This is a genomic window from Micromonospora sp. NPDC048999 (assembly GCF_040649295.1).
GTDB lineage: Bacteria > Actinomycetota > Actinomycetes > Mycobacteriales > Micromonosporaceae > Micromonospora.
Window position 1 is genome coordinate 46160 of the sequence record NZ_JBEZFI010000031.1, and the last position, 24422, is coordinate 70581.

The 24422-nt window shown below is 71.1% G+C and carries 18 protein-coding genes; 2 read left to right on the forward strand and 16 right to left on the reverse strand.

Features of this window, described 5'->3' with window-relative positions; all coding sequences use genetic code 11:
* Positions 1-79 precede the first annotated feature (79 nt).
* Positions 80-892: a poly-gamma-glutamate hydrolase family protein gene (locus AB0C02_RS25075; protein ID WP_357551258.1), complete on the reverse strand. Its 813-nt coding sequence runs from the start codon at positions 890-892 to the stop codon at positions 80-82.
* A 239-nt stretch (positions 893-1131) separates the two neighbouring features.
* Here AB0C02_RS25075 and AB0C02_RS25080 point away from each other — a divergent pair, with 239 nt between their 5' ends.
* Positions 1132-3723, forward strand: coding sequence for an MXAN_6230/SCO0854 family RING domain-containing protein (locus AB0C02_RS25080; protein WP_357551259.1), 2592 nt, complete (start codon positions 1132-1134; stop codon positions 3721-3723).
* A gap of 22 nt (positions 3724-3745) precedes the next feature.
* Here AB0C02_RS25080 and murD read toward each other — a convergent pair whose 3' ends face one another.
* Positions 3746-5092 (reverse strand): UDP-N-acetylmuramoyl-L-alanine--D-glutamate ligase, encoded by a 1347-nt coding sequence (gene murD / locus AB0C02_RS25085; protein ID WP_357551261.1) that lies wholly within the window; start codon positions 5090-5092, stop codon positions 3746-3748.
* Positions 5093-5181: 89 nt separating this feature from the next.
* On the opposite strand from murD, the gene AB0C02_RS25090 reads away from it, so the two are divergent.
* Positions 5182-6549 (forward strand): hypothetical protein, encoded by a 1368-nt coding sequence (locus AB0C02_RS25090; RefSeq protein ID WP_357551262.1) that lies wholly within the window; start codon positions 5182-5184, stop codon positions 6547-6549.
* Here AB0C02_RS25090 and AB0C02_RS25095 read toward each other — a convergent pair.
* The 14 genes from AB0C02_RS25095 to AB0C02_RS25160 all read right to left on the reverse strand — a co-directional run.
* The gene (locus tag AB0C02_RS25095; protein ID WP_357551264.1) at positions 6533-7261 is read right to left on the reverse strand and encodes a GntR family transcriptional regulator; all 729 of its coding nucleotides are present in this window, start codon (positions 7259-7261) and stop codon (positions 6533-6535) included. The genes AB0C02_RS25090 and AB0C02_RS25095 overlap by 17 nt on opposite strands.
* An 89-nt stretch (positions 7262-7350) precedes the next feature.
* Positions 7351-8553 carry a membrane dipeptidase gene (locus tag AB0C02_RS25100; protein WP_357551266.1) on the reverse strand — a complete coding sequence of 401 codons (1203 nt, stop codon included), beginning with the start codon at positions 8551-8553 and terminating at the stop codon, positions 7351-7353.
* A gap of 33 nt (positions 8554-8586) precedes the next feature.
* The gene (locus AB0C02_RS25105) at positions 8587-9579 is read right to left on the reverse strand and encodes a dipeptide ABC transporter ATP-binding protein (RefSeq protein ID WP_357551267.1); all 993 of its coding nucleotides are present in this window, start codon (positions 9577-9579) and stop codon (positions 8587-8589) included.
* Complete coding sequence (locus tag AB0C02_RS25110) at positions 9563-10546, reverse strand: ABC transporter ATP-binding protein (protein ID WP_357551268.1); 984 nt, start codon at positions 10544-10546, stop codon at positions 9563-9565. Before AB0C02_RS25110 ends, AB0C02_RS25105 begins: the two co-directional genes overlap by 17 nt.
* Positions 10543-11379, reverse strand: coding sequence for an alpha/beta hydrolase (locus AB0C02_RS25115; RefSeq protein ID WP_357551270.1), 837 nt, complete (start codon positions 11377-11379; stop codon positions 10543-10545). The genes AB0C02_RS25110 and AB0C02_RS25115 overlap by 4 nt, the downstream gene beginning before the upstream one ends.
* The gene (locus tag AB0C02_RS25120) at positions 11376-12557 is read right to left on the reverse strand and encodes a Xaa-Pro peptidase family protein (RefSeq protein ID WP_357551271.1); all 1182 of its coding nucleotides are present in this window, start codon (positions 12555-12557) and stop codon (positions 11376-11378) included. The genes AB0C02_RS25115 and AB0C02_RS25120 overlap by 4 nt, the downstream gene beginning before the upstream one ends.
* Before the next feature lie 2 nt (positions 12558-12559).
* Entirely contained in the window at positions 12560-13441 is an 882-nt protein-coding gene (locus AB0C02_RS25125; protein WP_357551273.1) for an ABC transporter permease, read from the reverse strand.
* 109 nt (positions 13442-13550) lie between these two features.
* Positions 13551-14504 carry an ABC transporter permease gene (locus AB0C02_RS25130; RefSeq protein WP_357551275.1) on the reverse strand — a complete coding sequence of 318 codons (954 nt, stop codon included), beginning with the start codon at positions 14502-14504 and terminating at the stop codon, positions 13551-13553.
* A gap of 31 nt (positions 14505-14535) precedes the next feature.
* A complete protein-coding gene (locus tag AB0C02_RS25135; RefSeq protein WP_357551277.1) occupies positions 14536-16158 on the reverse strand; it encodes an ABC transporter substrate-binding protein in 1623 nt (540 codons plus the stop codon).
* A 2-nt stretch (positions 16159-16160) separates the two neighbouring features.
* Positions 16161-17363 (reverse strand): membrane dipeptidase, encoded by a 1203-nt coding sequence (locus tag AB0C02_RS25140; protein WP_357551280.1) that lies wholly within the window; start codon positions 17361-17363, stop codon positions 16161-16163.
* A gap of 275 nt (positions 17364-17638) precedes the next feature.
* Positions 17639-19498, reverse strand: coding sequence for a PucR family transcriptional regulator (locus tag AB0C02_RS25145; RefSeq protein ID WP_357551281.1), 1860 nt, complete (start codon positions 19496-19498; stop codon positions 17639-17641).
* An 88-nt stretch (positions 19499-19586) separates the two neighbouring features.
* Complete coding sequence (gene argG / locus AB0C02_RS25150; RefSeq protein ID WP_357551282.1) at positions 19587-21038, reverse strand: argininosuccinate synthase; 1452 nt, start codon at positions 21036-21038, stop codon at positions 19587-19589.
* A 50-nt stretch (positions 21039-21088) separates the two neighbouring features.
* Positions 21089-21949, reverse strand: coding sequence for an RNA methyltransferase (locus tag AB0C02_RS25155; RefSeq protein ID WP_357551287.1), 861 nt, complete (start codon positions 21947-21949; stop codon positions 21089-21091).
* Between the two features lie 94 nt (positions 21950-22043).
* Positions 22044-24422, reverse strand: a 2379-nt coding sequence (locus tag AB0C02_RS25160; RefSeq protein ID WP_357551284.1) for a S8 family serine peptidase, incomplete at its 5' end; no start/stop codon positions are given.

Sequence of the window (24422 nt, forward strand, 5' to 3'; positions counted from 1 at the left end):
AGGCAACCAAGGTATGCCGATGAAGGACACGCAGCTGCCCCGGGCCGGGTCGTTTCCCGGCCCGGGGCAGCGGATCAGATCAGGCGACGCGCCGGGCGATCGCCTTCCGAGTGGCCTCGACGAACGCCCCGAAGATCGGCTGCGTGCTGGTCTTCCGGCCGGCCCGGGTGTTGTCCCCGAACATCGCGTTGCGCAGCGCGGTCGTCAACTCCAACTGGGCTCCCTTCCCCGTGAGGGTCCGGTTGCAGATGTTGCGCGGATGGATGCCGTCGATCTCGCCGCCCCCGCCCCCGGCCAGCGTGATGCCCGCCTCGTTGTACTCCTGACGGAGCAGCTCCCGGAACGTTGCGTCCAGACCGCCGATCAAGACCGCCTGGACATCCTTCCCCACGCCCGCGTCGGCTTCCGTGCAGCCGTGCAGGGAGACCGCGTACCGGGCCCCGCCGCAGGTCGACTCCGCGTACGGGTCGTCGCAGTTGGTCGAGGTCACATGCAGCTCGCCGTTGCCGCCGCTGCTGCGCAGCCCCTCGAACATCCAGTAGTCGTACAGCCGTCCATCGGTGGCGGGCGCCAGCGTGGCCGGGTGGTAGCCGGCGATGGCGAGACAGAGCTCGGAGGTGCCGACCTCGATCCCGCCGCCGTGCGGCGCGATGACCGCCACCTGCGGGTAGGGCGTGTTCGTGGCGAGGGCGTCGTCGAAGGCGGGCTGACGGCGGTAACGCCGGGCGTAGTCGGTTCCCTCGACCAGAGTCGGGTCGGCGTAGAGCCGGGTGTTCGAGGCGTACCTGTCGGCGGCGAGGGCCGAGGTGGGCCGGGCCGCCAGCAGCGCTGGCGTCGCAACCGCCGCCGAGGCGAGGGCGGCGAGGACGGTACGTCGCCGTGCGATGGGCATCGTTTCTCCAATCAGGAGGGACCTGGTGCCGGCAGAAGTTACCCGTTCCACCGCCTCCGCGAGGCCCCGCCCGAGCGGAGCCGGTGGCGGGAAACCCGGCTGCGTCCGGCGCTCTGGGCCGGGTAGCCTTCCCGGCACGGCGAGGACGGCTCCGGGCGCGCTTCCTTCTTGAATCCTTTCCAGATCCCTAGTGCGCCCAATCTCCGTCCTCGCCGCTTTCCGCAACGAGGGTGACGGCGATGACGCGACTGACGGTTCTGACCACGACCTCCGGCGTACACCCGGTCGCGGTGGCGCTGGTCCGCCGTGCCGGGCTGGTCGCCACCGGCCTGCTGCACGGCGGCCGCAAGGTCCGCCGCGCCGGTCGTCGGCCGGCCGGCACCGCCGAAGGCGTGACGGCGCTGGAGGCGGACGTCCTCGCGCTCGGCTGGCTGATCGGCCCTCGGCTGCGCGCCGCGCTGACCGCGCTGCCGACCGAGCGGCTCGCCGTGGTCGGCCACGGCCTGCTGGCCACCCTGGAAGCGGCGGTCGGCGCGGACGCCCCGCACGTCCCGCTGTTCAAGGACTTCCCGCGCCGGGTGCCCGCCGACACGCAGGAGTTGTACGTGCGGCGCATGTTCGCGCTGCTCCTGCAGCAGCCGGACCAGCCCTGCGTGCTCTGCGGCCAGGTCCGCACCGTGCACCCGGTGTCGCCCTGCGCCCACCTGACCTGCGTCGCCTGCTGGGACGAGGGCTACACGGCCTGCCCGATCTGCCACCGCCGGATCAGCGATGGGCCGTTCCTGCCGGTTGTCGCGCCGCCGAGCGGCGGTCGTGACCTGCCGTTGCCCCGCCGGGCCGAGCTGCTGGAACTCGCCGACGACATCGACCGGGCGGTGCACCACGCGCTCGGCGCGCTGCTGGCCCGGCGTACCCCGCTCTCCCCCACCGACCGGGGCGACCTGCTGGCCCTGATCGACCACGCCGACCCGGCCGAGCCGACCTGGCTGCCCGACGAGGTGCCGGTCCGGGAGAGCCGGGCGCTGCTGTTGGGCCGGCTGCTGGCTGGGCCGGTCGACCCGGCCCGGGCGGCGGCCCTGCTGGACCGGTACGTGGACACCGCCACCGACGTGTTGCGGCTGATCGCCGTCCGCGACGGCGGCGATCCGGGGCTGGTGGAGCCGCCGAAGCGGCGGGGCTCGCTTCCCCGCCCGCTGCGCCGGGCGCTGCTGGCCCGGCTGGACGCGCTCGGGCTGCCCGCCCTGCTGGCGGACCTGCCCCGGCACCGGGACCGCTGGCTCGCCACCGCCGAGAACCTGCACCCGTTCGAGCAGCCGGCCCGGCACCCGGAGGCGGCCACCGCCTTCGCTGTGCTTCGCCACACCACCGTGGCGCCGGACAGCCGGCTGGGGCGGGTGGTCGCCGAGGTAGTGGCCGCGTACGCGCCGCTGGTCCGGCCGTCGGCGGGGCGGTTCGTCGCCGCCTCCCCGGCCGCCCGGATCGAGGCCGCCCTGGGCGACGGGGACGTCGACACCGCCGTCGAACTACTCGCCCGCCGGCCGGGTGAGCTGCTGCGCCGGACCGTCGCGCTGGCGGCCCGCGGCGGCGATCCCGAGCGACTGCGCGCGGCGGTGGCGGGGGCCGCCCGTACCGTGTCGCCCGGGGTGCTGATCGCCGCCCTCGGCGCGGTACGCGCGGCGACGTGGCCGGCCGGCACCCGGCTCTTCTTCCCACGCGGCGGTCGCGCCCGGCTCTGGGCCGAGCCGGATCACCGCCCCCGGCTGCCCGCCCTCGTCGGCGGCGAGTTGGAGGACCTGCTGGTCACGGAGCTGCGGGCCCGCGCCTCCCGGCTGCCCCGCGTCGACGTGGCGCTGCTGGACGCGGCGCTGGCCGACCTGGTCGCGCCGTTCGCCGAGCGGACCGCCTCGGACGCGCTGGTCCGCCTGCCGCGCGGCAGCGCCCGGCCGCTGCCGGACGGTCGACGGGTCCGGCTGTTCCTGCACTGGACCGAACCGGCCGGCACCCGCGTCGACCTGGACCTCTCGGTCGCCATGATCGCCGACGACGGTGGGTTCGTCGGCTGGTGCGACTACACCCGGCTGCGGTTCGGCGGGACGGCGGCGATCCACTCCGGAGACCTGACCTCGGCGCCGGCCCCACTGGGCGCGAGCGAATTCGTCGATCTGGACATCCCCGCCCTGACCCGGCGCGGGATCCGGTACGTGGCGATGGTGGTGTTCAGCTACAACGACGTGCCGTTGGAGGAGATGACCGACGCCTTCGCCGGGTTCATGGGCGACCCGGGCGACGGGGCGCCGTTCGAGCCGAAGGCGGTCGAGCAGCGGTTCGACCTCACCGGCCAGGTCAAGGTCGCCACTCCGCTCCTGGTGGACCTGCGCTCCCGGGCGCTGCGCTGGATCGACGCGACCATGACCGGCACCGGCGGCGAGCACTCGGTGGCCCGCTACTCGCGCACCCTCGCGCGGCTCACCGTGGCCGCCGACGAGCACTTCGCCGCCGGGCGGCGGGTCAGCCTGTGGGAGCTGGCCTGCTGGCACGCCGCCGGGCGGGCCGACACCGTGCTGGTCCGGGGCCGCGACGGCGCGCTCACCGGCTACCGCCGCACGGCCGGCGAGTCGGCGGCGGCCTTCGCGGCACGGCTGACCGCGTTGGGGCCGGCCGACGAGGTGCCGCCCGACGCGCAGCCGCGCTTCGCCGCCCTGGTCCGGGGCGACCTCCCGCTGCCCGCCGGGGCGCAGGCGTACGCGCTGCACCGGGCCGACCTGGACGCCGAGCGGGTCACCCCGCTCGACGCGGCCGACCTGATCGCTGCCCTGGCACCCCGGCGCTGACCCAGCGGAACCGCGCCCGGGCTCAGCGGACGGTGTCGGCGACCGCCTGCGCGAACACCTCCGAGCGGTGCTCCCAGTTGCGGAACCGGCCGTAGCTCGGCGCGGCCGGGGAGAGCAGCACCACCCCGCCGGCCGGGGTGAGCTTGCGGGACAGCCCCACCGCGGCGACCAGGTCCTCGGCGAGCTCGGTGCGCACCGCCGGCAGCCCGGCGAGCGCCTCGACGATCCGGGGGCCGCTGTCCGGGATGCCGATCACGGTGATCTCCCGCTCGGCCAGGTGCTCGCGCAACGGGGTGTAGTCCAGCCCCCGGTCGTTCCCGCCGACGATCACGGTCAGCGGCCGCCCCTCGTACGCGTCGATCGCGTGCATCGCCGCGTACGGGCTGGTCGCGAGGGTGTCGTCGACGAACGTGACACCCGACGGGTCGGGGATCTCGGTGAGCCGGTGGGCCAGCCCCTGGAACTCGGCGACCGCCACGGCAAGGCTGTCCTTGCGCTCCACCACGTCGACGCCGAGCGCGTCCAGCACGGCGAGCGCCACGCACAGGTTGCCCTCGTTGTGCCGGCCCACCAGCGGCAGCACCCCGCGCGGAAAGAGCGGCGTGTCCCGCAGGTGGAACCACGGGGTGCCGTCCGGGCCGGAGGCGACGTGGGTGGCGCCCGGCAGGCCGGCGCGTACCGCGGCCCGATCCCCCAACTCCACCGCGAGCCGCGGATCGGCGCCGTTGACCACCACCGTGTGCGGGCCGTGCGCGAGCAGGTTCAGCTTGTCCCGGTAGTACTCCCGCTCGCCGCCGTGCGCGTCGAGATGCTCGGGGAAGAGCGCGGTGACCACCGCCACCCGGGGCGACTCGGTCAGGTCGGCGCACTGGTAGCTGGACAGCTCCAGCACGTACAGCTCGGCCTCGGGCAGGTCGAGCAGCGGCACGCCGATGTTGCCGCCGAAGACGTTCGGCCGGTCCATCGCGGCGAGCAGGTGGCTGATCAGGCTGGCCGTGGTGCTCTTGCCCTTGCTGCCGGTGACCCCCACCGTCCGGTGCCCGTGGTCGGCCATCCACAGCGCGCTGCCCTGCGTGACCGGGACGGCCCGCCGGCGCAGCTCGATCATCCACGGGTGGGTGCTGGGCACCCCCGGCGACCGGACCACCACGTCGGCGGCGACCAGCCGGGCGAACCCGTCCTCCCCGGTCACCAGCGGCGCGGCCGCGGCCACCGGCCCCTCCCAGGGCAGGCTGAGGAAGTTCGCGCTGTCGTCGACGGCGACCAGGCCGGCGGGGCCGTGCGCGGCGATCGCGATCACCGCGGCCCGGCCCTCCCGGCCGGCCCCCCAGACGGCGACATGACGTCCACGCAGATCAGACAGGCGCACAGGCACTCCTCAGGGGTAGCTACGGCGGTCGGCGGGCACGGTCCGGCACAGCCGGACACGGCCGGACGAACCAGGGCTTAGTATTGCGCGTGCCCAACGAGCAGCTCCGGCGGATGGACGCCTTCACCTTCCCGTCCTACTCGATCGACTTCGCCACCGGCGAGGTGTTGTTCGACTACGCCCTGACCGGCCCGGACGGCGAGCAGCGGTTCACCGAGGTGATCACCCTCCCGCTGCCGGCCGACCCGGTGTCGGACGAGACGGCGGCCACCGTCACCCGGGTCCTCGAACTGCTGCACATCGTCGCCGGGGTCAGCTACTACAAGGCCGCCGCACCGCGCCGACTGGTGCTGCCGGCGCCGCTGGACGCGGCCGCCGTCGAGCTGGTCACCGCCATTTACACCAAGGGCCTCGCCGAGTACGCGTACCGCAACCAGCTCCCACATGTGCTGGAGCTGCGCCCCGAGGTGCCCGCCGGCGAGGTCGCCCCACCCCGGGTGTACGACGACTCGGACCGCCGGCCGCTGTCCGCCGTCGGCGGGGGCAAGGACTCGATCGTCAGCCTGGAGGCGCTGCGCCGGGCCGGCTTCGACCCGGTGCCCTTCTCGGTCAACCCCAACCACGTCATCGACTCGGTCAACGAGGCGTCCGACCTGGTGCCCCTCGCGGCCCGGCGGCGGATCGACCCGGTGCTGTTCGACCTCAACGCGGCCGGCGCGCGCAACGGGCACATCCCGGTCACCGCGATCAACTCGCTGATCGCGGTCGCCACCGCCGTGCTGCACGGGCTCGGCCCGGTGGTGATGTCCAACGAACGCTCGGCGTCCGACCCGAACCTGGTCTGGAACGGCCACGAGATCAACCACCAGTGGTCCAAGGGCGTCGAGGCGGAGGGGCTGCTGCGGGCGGCCCTGGCGGAGCACGCCGGGCTCACCGAGCCGTACTTCTCGCTGCTGCGGTCGCTGTCCGAGCTGCACATTGCCCGGCTCTTCGCCGAGATCGACCGGTACGACGCGGTGGTGACCAGCTGCAACGCCGCGTTCAAGCTGCGCGACGCGAGCGAGCGCTGGTGTCGGGACTGCCCCAAGTGCCGGTTCGTCTTCCTGGCCCTGGCGCCGTTCATGACCCGGGAACGGATCACCCGCATCTTCGGTGGCGACCTGCTCGCCGACACCACCCAGATCCCCGGCTACCGGGAGCTGCTCGGCGTGGACGGGCACAAGCCGTTCGAGTGCGTCGGCGAGGTGGAGGAGTCGGTGGTGGCGTTGAGCCTGCTCGCCCAGCAGGAGCAGTGGCGCGACGCCCCGGTGGTCCGCGCCCTGGTGGACGCCCTGCCGGGCGCCGCCTGGTCGGCGGCGGCCACCTCCGACGTCTTCACCCCCGGCGGCCCGAACTTCGTCCCGCCGCGGTACGCCGCCGCGCTCACCGCGCTGGCTGGGGCTACTCTCCCCGGCTGATCCGCAGGGTCAGCACGTCGGTGCGGACGGTGAGATGCCCGTGGAACAAGGGCGCGCCGTTGGCCCCGTAGCCGATCTGGGTCCCGGTGATCAACGGGTGCCCGGCCGCCACCCCGAGCCGGGTGGTGGCCTCCTCGTCGGCGAGCACGGCGGCGAACTCGATCTCCGCCCGGCGGACCGGCATGCCGGTCGCGCCGGCCAGGAACTCGAACATGTCCAGGTCGATGCTGACCAGGCCGGACGGGTCGAGGTCCCGGCCGTCGAAACGCAGCGGCAGGTGGTCGCGGATCCAGGCCGCCGAGACCCCGTCCACGGCGAACAGCCGGTCGACCCGCCACACCTGCGAGTCTGGCTGAAGCCCGAGCACCGTGGCGCAGTCGGCCGGGCACTTCGCCCGGCTGACCGCGGCGTCCTGCAGCGTCGGCCGGTGGCCGGAGGCGGTGATCCGGTCCCGGAGCGCGGTGACGTCGCCGATTGACACCGGCACCCGCTCGGCACCGTCGTGCACGAACGTGCCGATGCCCCAGGTGCGGGTCACCACCCCCTCGGCGGCGAGTTGGCCGAGCACCTCACGCACCGTCGCCCGGCTGACCTCCAGCCGCTCGGCGAGTTCCCGCTCGTTGGGCAGCTTGTCACCCGACCGGAACTCGCTGCCGATCAGCTCCCGCAGCCGACCGTGCGCGGTCTGAAGCGCGGTCTCGCGCCGAGCCATCCGCTCTCACCTCTTCGCTTCTCGCCGCCGGCCGCGGCGTACGGAGTGTAGTTCCTCGCTCCCTCCGTACGCCGATCGGCCGAGCGGCGTTACCAGACCTGCTCCAGCACCCGGAGGGTGTTGCCGCCGATCACCTTGGCGATCTCGTCGTCGGAGTAGTCGTGCTTGACCAGCCAGCCGACGATGTTCCCGAACGCCTCACCCGGGTTCTCCAGCCCGGAGACGTACTCCACCCGAGGGTGCTCCGGCCGGTTGCCGGCGTCGTGGGCGTAGTTGCCCGCGTACGTGTTGTGCACGCCCACGTGGTCGCCGAACATGGTGTCCGGCCCGAAGCTGACATGGTCGATGCCGACCAGGTCCACGCAGTGGGTGAAGTGGTCCATCACCGACTCGATCGAGTGGTGCGGGTGGTCCGCCGAGAGCGTGGTGTGCGGAGCGGCCTCGATGCCGATCACGCCACCCCGCTCGGCGCAGGCCCGGATCACCTCGTCCGGCTTCATCCGAGAGGTGTCCCAGACCGAACGGGCACCGGCGTGGGTGATGAACACCGGTACCCGACTCGCCTCGATCACGTCCAGCGAGGTCTGGTCACCGGAGTGTGAGATGTCGATGGCGATGCCGAGCTTGTTCATCCGGTCCACCGCGCGCCGCCCGAAGTGGGTCAGGCCGCCGTCGTGTCGCTCGGAGAGACCGCCGCCGAGCATGTTGGCCTGGCTGTACGCGATGCCGAGCTGGCGTACGCCGAAGCCGTAGAGGATGTCGATCCGGTCCAGCTCGTTCTCGATCGGGCTGCTGCACTCCAGGCCCGCGACCAGTGCCAGCCGGCCGTCCCGCTTGGCGGCGTGGATGTCGGCCACCGAGGTCGCCAGGAAGACGTGGTCCTGCTTGTAGAAGTCGCTCATCCGCATCCCGAGGGCGTAGATGAGGTCATTCCACTTCCAGCCGTTCTCGCTGGTCACGCAGGACGCTCCGGCCATGAAGTTGTCGAACACAACGGTCAGCCCGGAGCGGGCCAGCCCTTCGTAGCCGGTCCGCTGGCGGGCGGTGCGGTTGTAGGCGCGCAGCTCGCGGACGTCCTCGGGCAGGACCACCGGGTGCTCGTGCAGCGAGATCGCGACGTGCTCGGTGAGCAGCCGGGCCACCCGCTCCCGCTGGGCGTCGGACAGGCCGAGGTCGTGCTCCGGTACCCGGCCGATCTCCTCCGCGAGGTTGAACACCCGGTAGTCCGAGTGAGGGTCCAGGTACGAGTAGGACCTGTGACCCTCGTACCGGGGGGCGGGTTGTTGCAGCAAGACACCTTCTCCTTAGGGAAACGTTCGCCGGCCTCACGCGGCCAGCGGGTAGTGGCAGGCAACCGGGTGTTCGCCGGTGGCCAGCGGCGGTTCGGTGGTGGCGCAGGTCTCGGTCGCCTGCCAGCAGCGGGTACGGAACCGGCAGCCCGACGGCGGGTTCACCGGGCTGGGTGGGTCACCGGCGAGCAGGATGCGCTTGCGTTTTCCCTGGCCGGCCGGCTCGGGCACCGGCACGGCCGAGAGCAGCGCCCTGGTGTACGGGTGCCGGGGCGTGTCGTACAGGCTCGCCTCGGGACCGGTCTCCACCAGCTTGCCGAGGTACATCACGGCCACCCGGTCGGAGATGTGCCGGACCACGGACAGGTCGTGGGCGATGAACACGTACGCCACGCCCAGCTCGTCCTGGAGCCGTTCCAACAGGTTGACCACCTGGGCCTGGACCGACACGTCCAGCGCGGAGACCGGCTCGTCGCAGACAATCACGTCCGGCCGCAGGGCCAGCGCCCGGGCGATGCCGATGCGTTGGCGCTGCCCGCCGGAGAACTGGTGCGGGTAGCGGTCCAGGTGCAGGCTCGGGTCGAGGCCGACCAGTTCCAGCAGCTCCCGGACCCGGTCCAGCCGGCGGTGCCGGTCCAGCACGTCCGGGTGGATCTCGAACGGCTGGAGCAGGATCTCCCGGACGGTGCGGCGCGGGTTCAGCGAGGTGTACGGGTCCTGGAGCACGATCTGGATCCGCCGCCGCAGGGCGCGCAGCTCGCGCCCCCTGGCCTCGTGCACCACCGACTCGCCGAAGCGGACCGCGCCGGAGGTCGGCTGCTCCAGCCCGACCAGCATCCGGGCCAGCGTGCTCTTGCCGCAACCGGACTCGCCCACCACGCCGAGGGTCTCGCCCCGGCGCAGGTCGAAGGAGACCCCGTCGACGGCCTTGACCACGCCGCCGGAGGTGAACGGCACCCGCCCCTTGAGTGGGAAGTGCCTGACCAGGTTCTCGACCCGCAGCACCACGTCGTCACCGGCTGATGGCACCGAGCACCTCCTCGTGGTGATGGCAGGCGCTGGCCCGGCCGCCGGGCAGCACCGTCAACGGCGGCAGGGCCACGCGGCACTCGTCGGTGGCCCGGGGGCAACGCAGGTGGAAAGGGCAGCCGGTGGGCAGCCGGGCCGGGTTGGGCGGGGCGCCCGGGATGGCGTAGAGCACCTCGTCGCGTCGGTCCACCCGGGGCATCGAGGCGAGCAGCCCCCTGGTGTACGGGTGCGCCGGGCCGTCGAAGATCTGCTCGACCGTGCCACGCTCGACGATCCGGCCGGCGTACATCACGGCCACGTCGTCGGCGACCTCGGCCACCACCCCCAGGTCGTGGGTGATCAGCAGCAGGCCCATCCCGCTGTCCCGCTGGATCTCCGCGAGCAACTCCATGACCTGTGCCTGCACGGTCACGTCGAGGGCGGTGGTCGGCTCGTCGGCGATCAGCAGGTCCGGCTCCAGCGCGATCGCCAGCGCGATCATGATGCGCTGGCGCATACCGCCGGAGAACTGGTGCGGGTAGTCGCGGATCCGGTCCTTGGCGGCCGGGATGCGGACCCGGTCCACCAGCTCCACGGCGCGCCGGCGGGCATCCGCCCGGGACATCCCCCGGCGGGCTCGCAGCACCTCGGTGATCTGGTTCCCGACGGTGAAGACCGGGTTGAGCGCGGCCATCGCGTCCTGGAAGACCATGCCGATCTCCTCGCCGCTGATCCGCTCGCGCTGCTTGCTGGGCAGGGTGAGCAGCTCCCGGCCGCGCAGCCGGACCGCGCCGCTGATCCGGGCCGGCGGGGCGTCCAGGATGCCCATCACTGCCTGCGCGGTGACGCTCTTGCCCGAGCCGGACTCGCCGAGGATCGCCAGGGTCTTACCGGACTCGACCTCCAACGACACCCCGTTGACCGCGTTGACCGGTCCGCTCGGGCCGGGGAACGCGACCCTCAGGTCGGCGATCTCCAACAGGGTCATCGCAGCACTCCGGCTTCGGCCAGGAAGTCGCGTACCACCCGCTGGAACAGCTCCGGCTCCTCCAACTGCGGGGAGTGCCCGGAGTTCTCGAAGACCATCAGCCGGCCGTGGGGCACCAGGTCGGCGATCACCCGCGAGGCCTCCACCGGGGTACGCCAGTCGTGCCGGCCCACGGTGACCAGGGTCGGGCAGGTGATCGAGGGCAGCTTCGGCTTGAGGTCGTAGCGGGGCATGTTCTGGCCGAAGGCCGCGTTGTGGGTGCGGTAGTGGAACCGGGTGGCGGCCAGCCGGGCCTCATCCTTGACCGGGTCGTGCTGGTGGTCGTAGAGCGGCAGGATCGCCCGCCAGTACTCGCGTAGCTGCTCGTCGCTCTCGAACCGGCCGGTGCCGATCCGCTCGATCACCCACTCCGGGATCACCGACCGGTCGGTGTTGCGGGCCCGCTCCACCGCCAGGTGGTCGTGCGCGGTGTCCGCCGCGGTGTCCCGCAGGATCAGTGCGGAGACCCGGTCCGGGTGGGCGATGGCGTACTCCATCGCGATGAACCCGCCGTACGAGCCACCGGCCATCACGATCTGCTCGTAGCCGAAGTGCTGCCTGATGGCGTCCACGTCGGCCACCCACTGCTCATGGGTGAACGGCTCGTCGTCACTGGACTCGCCGGAGCCCCGGGCGTCGAAGACGATGACCCGCATCCGGTCGGAGAACGGGCCGAACGAGCGCTTCGGCTCGCTGCGCGAGCCCAGGCCGGGCGCGCCGTGATGCACGATCATCGCCGGACCGTCGGTCGGGCCGAACGCCTCCACGACCAGTTCCGCGCCGTTGATTTTCATCGGACCCCCTCGATGATGTTGGATGCCAGGTCGCGCGGGTAGCCGGTGAGCCGGCAGGGCCCGGACTCCCGCACCAGGACCGTGTCGGAAATGCGGTAGCCGGCGTGGCCGGGAACGTAGACACCGGGTTCGCTGGAGAGCAGCATCCCGGGGGCGAGGACGGTGTCGTCCCCGTCCTCCACCCACGGCGCCTCGTGGTTCTGCAGGCCGATGCCGTGTCCCTGCCGGTGCCGGAGGTAGTCGCCCAGCCCGTGCTCACGCAGCACGTCCAGGCAGATCCGGTTGACCTCGGCGCAGGTCCGCCCGGCGATCATCGCCTGGGTGCCGACCTCCTGCGCCTCGCGGTCGGCCTCGTAGTAGCGCACCTGTTCGGCGGTGGGTTCGCCGATGACGAAGGTGCGCTCGCTCTCCACGAACCGGCTGGCCACCGCGGCGCCGAGGGAGAGGATCAGCGTGTCGCCGGGCTGGATGCGCCGCCGGGTCGGCAGGCCGTGCGGCAGCGCCGAGTTCGGCCCGGCGTAGACCAGCCCACCGGCCAGCTTGGTGGTGTAGACGACCAGGTCGTACTCGGCGTAGATCCGGTCGGTGCCGTACCCGATCACGTGCCGGGCGAGCTCGTCCTCGCGGGGCAGCGGACCGCCCCCGGCCAGCGCCTCCTCGATCAGGCCCCGGCCGGCGGCCAGCATCTCGTCACAGATGCGCGCGGCGGCCTCGTGGAACGGGATCTCCTCGGGAAACTTGCACAGCCGCAGCTTCGCCACCGCGTCGGTGGTCTCCAGGGTGGCTCCGGCGATGGCTCGGGACAGCGCCCGGAACGCACCGACCGACACCCCGGCGCTGACCCCGATCCGGCGGATCAGCCCGCCGGGGCGCGACAGTGCCGAGGCGAGCGTCTGCTCGGCGGTGACCAGGCCGGGGTACTCGAAGTAGGTGACGGTCGGTACCCGCACGTCCTGCTGGGCGGCGTACTCCTCGTCCAGCCGTGGGATGACCAGCAGCGGCTCCCCCTCCCGCGGCATCCAGAGGTAGACCGGCCGCTCAGTGGCGATGTAGAAGAAGCCGCTGAGGAAGGCGACGTCGGCCGGCGAGGTGGCCAGGAAACCGTCCAGACCGCGCTCGTCGAGCGCCTCGGACAAGCGGGTCCGGACGGTGGTGTAGAAGCTCTCGGGCAACCGCATGGTCAACCTCCGTTCCGACGCGGGTCACGGGTGTCGTTGAAGCGCATCCCGGCGACGGTCGCCGCGAGCACCAGCAGCAGGATCGCCAGGGACGGGAACAGGGTCTGCCACCAGGCGATGGCGACCACACCGCTGCGCTGGGCGTTGAGCAGGATTCGTCCCCAGGACCAGGCGTCCGGGTCGCCGAGGCCGAGGAAGCTCAGCCCCGCCTCGGAGATCACCGCGCGGGAGGCGGTCAGCAGCACGCTGACCACCATCAGCGAGACCACCGCGGGCAGGATCTCCCGGGTGACGATCCGCCAGCCGGTGGCCCCGAGCACCCGGGCGCCATCGATGTACGGCATCGCGCTGATCACCAGGCCCTGCGACCGGATCAACCGGGCCACCTCGGGCCAGGCGAAGAAGCCGATGATCAGGGTCAGCGTGACCACGCTGGGGTTGACCACCGCGGCCAGCATGATCATCAGCGGCAGGGTGGGGAGGGCCAGCATCACGTCGGTGATCACCGTGGCGACCGCGTCGATCGGCCGGAAGTACGCCGAGGCCAGCCCGACCGCGGTGCCCACAACGATCGCGATCACCGAGGCGGCCAGGCCGATCACCAGACTCGTCCGGGTCCCCCAGACCACCTGGGCGAAGACGTCCTGCCCGAGGTCGTCGGTGCCGAACCAGTGGGCACCGGACGGGGGTTGCAACACGTCCGGGCCGGCTCCGGCGGGTTCGTCGGCGATCAGCGGCGCGAAGACCGCCATCAGCACCATCACGACCAGCACCAGCATGGACAACATCGCGGCGGGCTGAAGCAGGAAGCCGTACCTGGACCGCCTGGCGGTGGCCGGGGCGACCGACGGCATCGCCTGCTCGGTCAGCACGGGCGCGCTCACGGCACCCTCCCTTCAAAGGTGACGGTGATCGGTTCCGGGCGGCACGCCGGGCTCGGCGCGCCCGGCCGGTGGTCCCGGGCGGTGGGGGTGGCGCCGCGTCGCGCCGCGCTCACAGCCGGATCCTCGGGTTGAGGACCGCGTAGAGCATGTCGGTCAGCGCGTTGGCGACGACCACGGTGACGGCGAGCATGATGAACGCGCCCTGGAGCACCGGGTAGTCCTGCTGCCCGACCGCCTCATAGATCAGCCGGCCGACCCCGGGGTAGGCGAACACGGTCTCGGTGAGCACCGCGCCACCGACCAGGGTGCCGAGTTGAAGTCCCATCAGGGTCAGCGCCGGCAGGATCGCGTTATGCAGGCCGTGCTTCCAGACCCGGCGGCGGGCCGACAGGCCCCGGGCCTGGGCGGCCCGGATGTAGTCCTCGCCGAGGACCTCGATCATGTTGGTGCGCAGGGTGAGCGCGTACGGGCCGAGCTGCACCAGCACCAGGGACAGCACCGGCAGCACCAGGTGGTGAGCCAGGCTCAGGTAGGCCGCCGCACCCCGGGTGTCCGGGTCGATCGCCCCGCCGATCGGGAACCAGCCGAGCTGGGCGCCGAGGAAGACCAGCAGCAGCATGGCGACGCTGGGCACAAAGAGCGCGTGCCCGCCGATACCGAGCGCCTGGAGCGCACGGTCCAGCCACTTGCCCCGGTGCACGGCGGCGGAGACACCGATCGGGATGCCGACGGCGATGGTGATGACGAACGCGCTGCCGGCGAGCAGCAGGGTCCAGGGCAGCCGGTCGATGATGATGTCGGTGACCGGTTGGATCTGCCGGAACGAGATGCCCAGGTTGCCCTGGATCAGCTCACGCAGGTACGAGACGTACTGCTCCCACAACGGCCGGTCCAGACCGTACGTCTTGAGCAGCGCCGCCTGCATCTCCGGCGTCATGTCCCCCTCGACCATCAGGGTCGTGGGGTCCCCCGGCAACAGCCGGAGCAGGAAGAACGTCGAAGTGATCGCGATCCACACGGTCAGGACGGCCTTCAGCGCCCGGCTGAGCACGAAACGCGCCACGGGGGACCCCTCCTCTCTCTCTGGTTTCCGGTTACTTGACCGGGGTGACCTGTGCCAGCGAGTACGCGGTGACCATGCCGAGCAGGTCCGACGGCGACGGGGCGAAGCCGGTGAACTTGCTGGCGTTGTAGGCGAACCGGAAGTTCTCCACGTACAGCGGGGTCAGGTATGCCTGCTCGTGCACGACCTTGTCGATGTTCTTAATCTTGGTCTTGAACGCCGCAGGATCGGTGGTGCCGGCCGCGTCGTTGATGAGCGCGTCCATCTCCGGCGACTCGAGCAGGTTGTAGTTGATGCCACCCGGGTTGGTGGACAGGTAGGTGCTGCGCAGCTGGTCCATCGGGTTGTCGAAGACACCCCACTGCGAGGCGTCGATGTCGTACTCGCCGTTCTTGGTGCGGGAGAGGAAGGTGTTCCGCTCGACGCACTCGTTCTCCAGCTTGATGCCGGCCTTGGCCGCGCTCTCGCGGAAGAGCTGCACCACCCGGGTGATGTTGGCGTTGGACTGGTCGCACGCCACGCCGAACTTCAGATCGTCGAAGAAGCCGTCGTTGTTCGTGTCCTTGTAGCCGGCCGCGGTCAGCTTGGCCTTCGCCCCGGCAGGGTCGAACGGGTAGGGCTGGAGCTCGGTGTTGTCGTAGTCCGAGAAGATCGGCGAGATCGGCCCGGCCATCGCCTGGCCGTCGCCCTGGAGCACCGCGGAGATGATCGCCTTGGTGTCCACCGACATCGACAGCGCCTGCCGGACCTCCTGGTCGGCGAGGTGCTTGTTCTTCATGTTGTAGGTCAGGTGGGCGAAGCCGAGCGCGCCGACCTGCGCCATCTTGATTTTCGAGTCACCCTCGAAGGTCTTCGCCGCCGACACCGGCACCGGGGTACCCATCAGGTCGATGTCGCCGTTGCGCAGCGCCAGCATCATCGTGTTGACGTCCGGGTAGATCCGGTACTCGACCTGGCCGACCGCGGCCTTGCCGCCCGGGGCCAGCGGGTAGTGCTCGTTGCGTTTCATCACGTAGCGCTGGCCCTTGGTCATGCTGTCCAGGACGAACGGCCCGGCGCCGACCCAGTTCGAGTCGTTGGGGAACTTGGAGAGGTCCCCGGCCTTCTCGAAGACGTGCTTCGGCACGATCGACATCCAGAAGCCGACGCCCTCGGCGAACGGCGCGTACGGCTGGGACAGCTTGAACTTGACCGTGGTGGCGTCCGGCGCCTCGATCGACTCGACCCAGGTCAGCTTGGCGGCCACGTTGCCGAGCTTGTACTTCATGATCGTCTCAGCCGTGAACTTGACGTCCTCAGCGACCACCGGGTTGCCGTCGGTCCACTTGAAGTCGTCCCGCAGCACGAACACGGCAGTCTTGCCGTCGTCCTCGTAGCGGTATTCCTTGGCCAGTTCCGGCGCCTTCTTGGCGTTCTCGTCGATCCGCAGCAGATGCGGGTACATCGCGTTGAGGATCCACGAGTCGGTCTTGCTCAGCGACTGCAGCGGGTTGAAGTTGCTCACGTCCGTGGTGGTGCCGATCCTCAGCACGGAACTGTCGGCCGAGCTGCCGGAGGACGACGAGCTGCCCTCGTTCAGACCGCAGGCGGACAGGCCCAGGGCGACCGCCGCGCCGAGCGCGACGGTGAGCCGCCACCGACCCTTGACTGTCATTTTCACCAAACCTCCTGAAGAACCCGGATGATGTTGCCGCCGATCACCTTGGCGATCTCGTCGTCGGAGTAACCGTGCGTGACGAGCCAGCCGACGATGTTGCTGAAGCACTCCGCCGGGTTCTCCATGCCGCTCACGTACGGGACCCGGGGGTGATCCACCACGCCGTGGGCCTTGCCGATCGCCAGGTGCTGGGTAAAGCTGTCGTGCAGCCCGACGTGGTCACCGAAGTTGGTGTCCGGGCCGAACGCCACGTGGTCGATGCCGACCAGGTCCACGCAGTAGGTGAAGTGGTCCATCACCGACTCGATCGAGTGGTGCGGGTGGTCCGCCGAGAGCGTGGTGTGCGGAGCGGCCTCGATGCCGATCACGCCACCCCGCTCGGCGCAGGCCCGGATCACCTCGTCCGGCTTCATCCGAGGGGTGTCCCAGACCGAACGGGCGCCGGCGTGGGTGATGAACACCGGTACCCGACTCCCCGCGATCACGTCCAGCGAGGTCTGGTCACCGGAGTGTGAGATGTCGATGGCGATGCCGAGCTTGTTCATCCGGTCCACCGCGCGCCGCCCGAAGTGGGTCAGGCCGCCATCGCGGTCCTCGGAGAGCCCGGAGCCGAGCATGTTGGCCTGGCTGTACGCGATGCCCATCTGGCGTACGCCGAAGCCGTAGAGGATGTCGATCCGGTCCAGCTCATTCTCGATCATCGTGGCCGCCTCCAGACCCGCCACCAAGGCGATCTGGCCGTTGCGTTTTGCCTCGAAGATCTGGTCCAGAGTGGTCGCCACCACCACGTGGTCCTGCTTGGCGATGTCGGCGAAGCGCAGGCCGATGTCATAGATGACGTCGTCCCACTTCCAGGCGTGCTCGCTGGTCACGCAGCCGGTGCCGTTCATGAAGTTGTCGAAGACCGCGGTCATCCCGGAGCGGGCCAGGCCATCGAAGCCGAAGGCGTTGCGGCCGGTGCGGTTGTAGTCCCGCAACTGGCTCACGTCGGCCGGCAGGATCTTCGGATGCTCGTGCAGCGAGATGGCCATGTGCTCGCGGAGCACCCGGGCCACCCGGGTGCGCTGCTCGTCACTGAGGCCAAGGTCGTGTTCGGGCACCCGGGCGATCTCCGGCGCCAACTCGAAGACCTTGTAGTCAACGTGCGGCGTCAAGTAGTCGAAGGACCGGTATCCGGCATAGCGGGGGGCAGGTTCCTGCACTCGTCAGCTCACCTCGTCACGCGTCAGAGACATGAGGAAGGAGGTCTGACCTCATGCCTCTAGGCAGATTAGGTCAAGGTCAAACGTCTCGGGAATACCTCGTGACCCGACCGTTACCTGAAATCCGGTCACGTCTGTGCAGGTCAGCTCGATGAGCACGGCAAAAGACCGGACGGCTGACACCGCAACACCCCGGAAACCCGATCTCCGGTTACGCCGAAAGTCGGAGTGGTCGGCCCACCGTCCAACCACCCTCGACCAGGTGGTCAGACCACTTAGGTGCGGCGGACCGCGTCCAGAGCGAGCAGCGCCACGTGCAGGGAGAGGCAGGCGTCGACCGAGTTGAGGTCGACGTCGAGGATCCGGCCGATCCGGGCCAGCCGCTCGTAGAACGCCGGCCGGGACAGGTGCACCGCCGCGGCCGCCACCGACTTGTTCCGGCCCGACTCCAGGTACGCCCGGAGGGTGCCGAGCAGTTGCTCCCGGGGCTGCTGGGCGTCGTACGCCAACAGCGCGCCGAGTTCCCGCTCCACGAAGGTCTGCACCCGGGGCTCGTCGCGCAGCAGATGCAGCAGACCGGCGAGGCCGACATGGGGCAGCCGGAAGATCAGCAGATCGCGCCGGTCCCGGCGGGCCGCCTGGGCGATCTGCCGGGCCTCCACCAGCGACCGGCCGGCTTCCCGCAGACTGCTCACACCGGAACCGGCGGCGACGATCACGGCGGCCGGACCACCCGCGGCGGCGGGGCGGGACGTACCGCCGACGGGCGAGCGGGGTGCCGGCGGGCGGCCCGGCCCGGTGTCGAGGCGTACCCGACGCAACGCCGCCGCGAACGCGGCGAGCGCCTTCTCCTCGGCGGCCGGATCGGGCAGCGCGAGCAGTGCCCCTACCGCGTGATCGTCCACGGCGCTGGTCAGGCCGGTGAGCTTGGCCTCCCGCAGCGCCTGGCCGACCGCCTCGGCAAGGTCGCGCAGCCGCGCCGGACCGGCCTCCGGCCCGGCCTCGACGCCCGGCGCCGCGCCCTCCCCGGCCGGGTCATCGGCCCGGTAACGGACCACCACGCCGACCAGATGCCGGCGGTCCAACGACACGCCGAGCGCCTTGGCCCGCAGCGCCACCTCGTCCACCGGGCGAGAATGGTCGAGCAGGGCGGTGAGCAGGGTGCGGTGGATCTGACGTTCCAGCCCCTCGGCGTCGCGGCGGATCAGCCGGCCCAGGGCGAGCGTGGAGGCGGCCCGCTCCACCAGGATGGTGAGCCGGGTCGGCGGGGCCCCCGACCCGGCGACCCGGTTGACGACCACCCCGTCGCCGTCGGTCCGCGCCGCCGGGACCGCATCAGCCGGGGTGCCTGGCGGCTCGGTGCCGTCGCCGGCCGGCAGGGCCCGCCCGGTGGTCAGCTCCCCGTCGGCCGGCCAGCGCAGCAGCAACCGCCCCCAGTCCTGCCCTCGCGCGCCGACGGTGGTCACCAGCCACCCGCTGTCCGGGTCGTACGCGGTGCGCCCGCCCGCACGGATCCGCCGGGAATGCTGCTCCCAGCGGTACAGCAGCAACTCGGCGCTCTGCCCCACCGGGTCGTACGCGAGCACCTGCCGGGACAGGTTCTCCAGCACCACCGGGCACCCGGACAGCTCGGCGGCCTGCCGCACCACCTCGGCCGCGTCGGCGCCCTCCACGGACAGCTCGGTGAACCGCTGGTGGATCTCCTCGGTGGCCCGCAGCTCGGTGAGCTGGGCGTCCACGATCAACGCGTGCACCGCCTCGGTGACCCGCACGAACGGGACGGCCCGCCGCAGCTCGACCAGGGGCAGCCCACGCCTCTCGGCGGCGGCGGCCATCACCCGCGGCACCCCGCTGACGTACCGGCGGCCCAGCTCGACCACCAGCCCGGAGACACCCACGTCGGCCAGGTCACCGATGAACGCGCGCAGCCCGGTGTCGTCGGCCGGCAGCCCGATGCCGGTGGTGAGCACCAGCTCGCCGCCACCGAGCAGGGTGGCGATGTCCGGCACCTCGGCGACGTGCACCCAGCGGACCGGCCGGTCCAGACCCGCGTCGCCCGCGACCAGGCGCGGCGCGCCGTGGCGCACCGGCACTAGCGCAAGCACCTCACGCACGGTAGGGAACACGGGCGACACGCTACCCTGCGTCACCGCTGATCTCGAAGCACCGACCCGATGTCGGGCGGCGGGGTCCGAACCTTACGGCCTCATCCCAAGGCGCCGCTCAGTCGACGCCGAACTCCATCGCGGCGCGGTCGAGTGCCTCGTCGTCGGCGGAGGAGACGCCCCGGGAGGCGATGGCTTCCGCGCCGCCCTGTGGCATCGCACCGATCAGCCCGGTCGAGGCTGCCTGTGCAGCGCCGACCATCCGCTGAGGGGCCGCTCCGCCGACCATGCCAAGGGTGGCGTACTGCTCCAGCTTCGCCCGCGAGTCGGCGATGTCCAGGTTGCGCATGGTGAGCTGGCCGATCCGGTCCGACGGGCCGAACGCCGAGTCCTCGGTACGCTCCATCGACAGCTTGTCGGGGTGGTAGCTGAACGTCGGGCCGGTGGTGTCCAGGATCGAGTAGTCCTCGCCCCGGCGCAGCCGCAACGTCACCTCGCCGGTGACCGCCGTGCCGACCCAGCGCTGCAACGACTCGCGCAGCATCAGCGCCTGCGGGTCCAGCCAGCGCCCCTCATACATCAGCCGACCGAGGCGGCGGCCCTCGTGGTGGTAGTTGGCCAGGGTGTCCTCGTTGTGGATGGCGTTGACCAGCCGTTCGTACGCGGCATGCAGCAGCGCCATGCCAGGCGCCTCGTAGATGCCCCGGCTCTTGGCCTCGATGATCCGGTTCTCGATCTGGTCCGACATGCCCAGGCCATGCCGGCCGCCGATGGCGTTGGCCTCCAGCACCAGATCGACGGCGCTGCCGAACTCCTTGCCGTTGATCGTCACCGGACGACCCTGGTCAAAGCCGACCGTGACATCCTCGGTCGGAATCTCCACCGACAGGTCCCAGAATCGGACCCCCATGATCGGGTTGACCGTCTCGATGCCGGTGTCGAGGTGCTCAAGGGTCTTCGCCTCGTGCGTGGCGCCCCAGATGTTGGCGTCGGTGGAGTATGCCTTCTCGGTGCTGTCCCGGTAGGGCAGGCCGCGTTCGAGCAGCCACTCCGACATCTCCTTACGCCCGCCCAGTTCGGTGACGAAGTCGGTGTCGAGCCACGGCTTGTAGATGCGCAGCTGCGGGTTGGCCAGCAGGCCGTACCGGTAGAACCGCTCGATGTCGTTGCCCTTGAAGGTCGACCCGTCGCCCCAGATCTGGACGTCGTCCGAGATCATCGCCCGCACCAGCAGCGTCCCGGTCACGGCCCGGCCCAGCGGAGTGGTGTTGAAGTACGCCCGCCCGCCCGAGCGGATGTGGAAGGCCCCGCAGGTCAACGCTGCCAGGCCCTCCTCGACCAGTGCGGCGCGGCAGTCGACCAGGCGGGCGACCTCGGCGCCGTAGCTGAGCGCGCGGCCGGGCACCGAGACGATGTCGGGCTCGTCGTATTGGCCGATGTCGGCGGTGTAGGCGCAGGGAACGGCGCCCTTGTCGCGCATCCACGCGACCGCGACCGAGGTGTCGAGGCCGCCGGAGAAGGCGATGCCGACGCGTTCACCGATGGGCAGGGAGGTAAGAACCTTGGACACGAGGAAGATTATGCACTAGAACGCATCGTCATGCGAACAGAAGTGCTCGACTACCCGATGCCGAACGGTGGGTCGTCGCGACCCAGTTCCCAGAACGCCACCGCCGCAGCGGCGGCGACGTTCAACGAGTCCACTCCGCGCCGCATCGGGATGACCACCCGTACGTCACTGGCGGACTGGGCCGCCGCGGTGAGGCCGGGGCCCTCCGCTCCCAGCAGCAGCGCCGCCCGCTCGCGCTGCGCCGGAGTCAACCGCTGCAGAGGTACGGCGTCCGGAGCCGGCGTCATGGCGAGCACGGTGAAGCCCGCTTCCCGCACCTGGTCCAAACCCGCAGGCCAGCGTTCGAGCTTGGCGTACGGCACTGCGAAGACCTCACCCATGCTGACCCGGACGCTGCGCCGATAGAGCGGGTCGGCGCAGGTCGGCGACAGCAGCACCGCGTCGATGCCCAACGCGGCGGCACCCCTGAAAATGGCGCCAAGATTGGTGTGGTTGTTGACGTCCTCCAAGATCACCACCCGGCGGGCGGTGTCGAGGACCTCGGCGGCGGTCGGCAGCGGCTTACGGTGGAACGAGCCGAGCACCCCCCGGTGCACGTGGAAGCCGGTGGCCTTCTCCAACACCTCGGGGGTGGCCGCGTAGACCGGGGCGTCCCCGGTGTCCAGGTCGGCAAGCTGGTCGACCCGCTTGGCGTCGACCAGGTACGACCGGGCCGGGTAGCCCGCCCGCAGCGCCCGCCGCAACACCAACTCCCCCTCGGCGATGAACAGGCCGTGCGGGGGCTCCCAACGGGTACGCAGCTCGACGTCGGTCAGCGCACGGTAGTCGGCGATCCGGTCGTCGTCGGGGTCGGTGATCTCGTGTACGGGCACCGGTCGATTCTGCCTGGCCGGCCCCGGCCCGCCGCGCACCGGTAGGGCGGCTGAGACCTGCGTTGGAGTCTGCCTTGACATGACGAGGAGGGCCCTGGCGACGACAGTCGCCAGGGCCCCTTCGCGCGGTGACTCAGCGCAGCTCGTACGCCCGGATCACGGTCTGGTCGAAGGTGTTGCCCTTCGCGTCCGTGCCCGAGGCCTTGAGCGATACGAAGCCGGCCGCCTTCGGGTGGGTCACCTGCACCTGCCACGACCCGCCGAGGTGCAGCACCGGCACGTTCTTCCAGGTCTTACCGTCGTCGTACGACACCCGCACGGTCAGCTTGACCACCGATCCCGAGCCCTCGGTCTGGGTGATCGTCACCGGGTAGACGGCCGTGCTGCCGGCCTTGCCGACGTTGTGGTCGTCCAGCGGCGGCGCGAAGCTGACCGCGGTCAGCGGCAGCGACTGGGGCTTCTTGGCGTGCGCCGAGCGGAACGTCCAACTCACCGACATCTTGCTGGTCAGGCGCGCGTCGCGCTCCAGGCTGCCGTCGAACCGGAACGCCGCCCCGGCCGGGGACACGCCCTCGGCGTACACGCTCGGATCCTGATCGGACTCGGCGATCAATTTGCCGTTACGGTAGAGCGCCCCGTGCCCGGAGGTGATATCACCGAAGCCGGCCCGGCCCTGACCGTCGCCGAGCAGCCCGGGCGAGATGGTCATGAGGTCGCCCTCACGCAGCGCCGGCACGTCGCCGGGATAGAACGGCGCCACGCTCGGCCCGAACACACCCCTGTTCCACTGCTCCTGGTAGGTGCGCCCAGCGCGGTAGCTGGCCAGGGCAGCGTGAGCGGACAGTGTCTCCGCCCAGTCGTCGCCCTTGTACACGACCAGCAGGTTATGCCATGGCGCGTCACTCGCGTAGAACTCGGTGTGGGTGGACGGGAGCGGAGTCTCCCAGGCGAAGGACCAGCCGCCGTCGACGCCCGGTGGCGCGAAGGCGAACAGCTTCATGCCGGTGCTACCCGGCACCGCCACCGCGTGCGAGGCCCGCACGGTGGCGAAGTCCGTCGGCCGCAGGTGCTTGACCAGCCCGCCGAGCAGGCCGTTCTCGCTGTGCCAGCCCACGTTGTAGACGTACGGGGTGCCGGACCGGCCGCCCTGCTCGTCGACCTTGACCAGCGTGCCGCTGAGCTGCGAACTCAGACCCTTCGCCGGCTTGGGCCCGAGCAACTTGCTGAAGATCGCGCCGAAGTCGTCCCTCGCCCCGACCCCGACGTGGAGGCCGAAATCCGCGCCCTCGGTGTAGGTCGCGTCGAACGACGCCAGCATCGTCACCGCGTTCGAGTCGGGCACGGTGACGTCGAAGCCCTTCGCGCCGCGGGCGTCCATCGACACCGTCGTCGGCCCGCTGACGGTCAGCTTCGGATATATCAGCTGCGAGGTGCTGAGGCGACCGCCGTGCTCCTCGTCGACCCAGCTGAACGCGAAATACTCTCCCGGCGTCAGGCGCAGGTCGTTGCTCGCGCCGAAGACCACGTCACTCCAGCTCAGATCCTTGCGCAGCAGCACCGTCATCGCGTCCTCGGCCGGGTCGCCGTCGCGTTCGGTCGCGGTGACCTTCACCGGATACTTCAGCTCTTCGCGTACCACGCCGAAGGGCGTCTGCACCGAAACGCCCGCCGCCGTCGCCGTGACCTGGCCGCCGAGGCCGCCGGTCACGTCACCACCCTGACGGGTGTCGGCACTCAACGTCACCGACGCCTGCCCACCCGCCGGAACGGTCACCGTGTCAGCGTCGAGCGAGAAGATCCCGGCCGGCGCGTCGGTGGTCAGCCCGAGCCGCAGGGTCACCGCGGCGCTGCCGCTGTTGTGGTAGGTGACCGTGCTGCTACGCACCTCGTCGTTGTCGTGCGGCCACTCCTGCAACCCGAACGTCACCGACGTCGGCGAGGTCGTCACCTGCTGGGTGATCGCCCGGGCCACGTCCACCCGGCCCGCACCCTGCGCAAACACCCCGACACCCGTCGACGGCTTCGCCGAGGCCATCAGCGACGCCTTCAACTGCGCCGCCGCCCACCCCGGGTGCGCCTGACTCAGCAACGCCGCCGCCCCCGCCACATGCGGAGTCGCCATCGACGTGCCGTCCAACGGCATGTACAGCTGACCCGGCTCCCCGAGGAAACCGTCCTTACTACGCGCCGCCACGATGTCCACGCCAGGCGCGGCGATCTCGGGCTTCACCGCCCACCCGTCAGCGCTCGGACCCCGACTGGAAAAGTCGGCAAGCTCATCGGACTTCGTGAACGCCGCCACCGCCAGCGCCGCCTCAGCGGTCGCCGGGGAACTGACGGTCCCATCGTCCCCGTCGTTGCCCGCCGCGATGACGAACAGCGTGCCGTGCTGCGCGGTCAGGTCGTTGACGGCCTGCTCCAGCGGGTCGACCTCAGGGCCGTTCGGCCCGCCGAGGCTCAGGTTGACCACACTCGCCCCGGACTCCGCGGCCCACTGCATGCCGGCCACGAT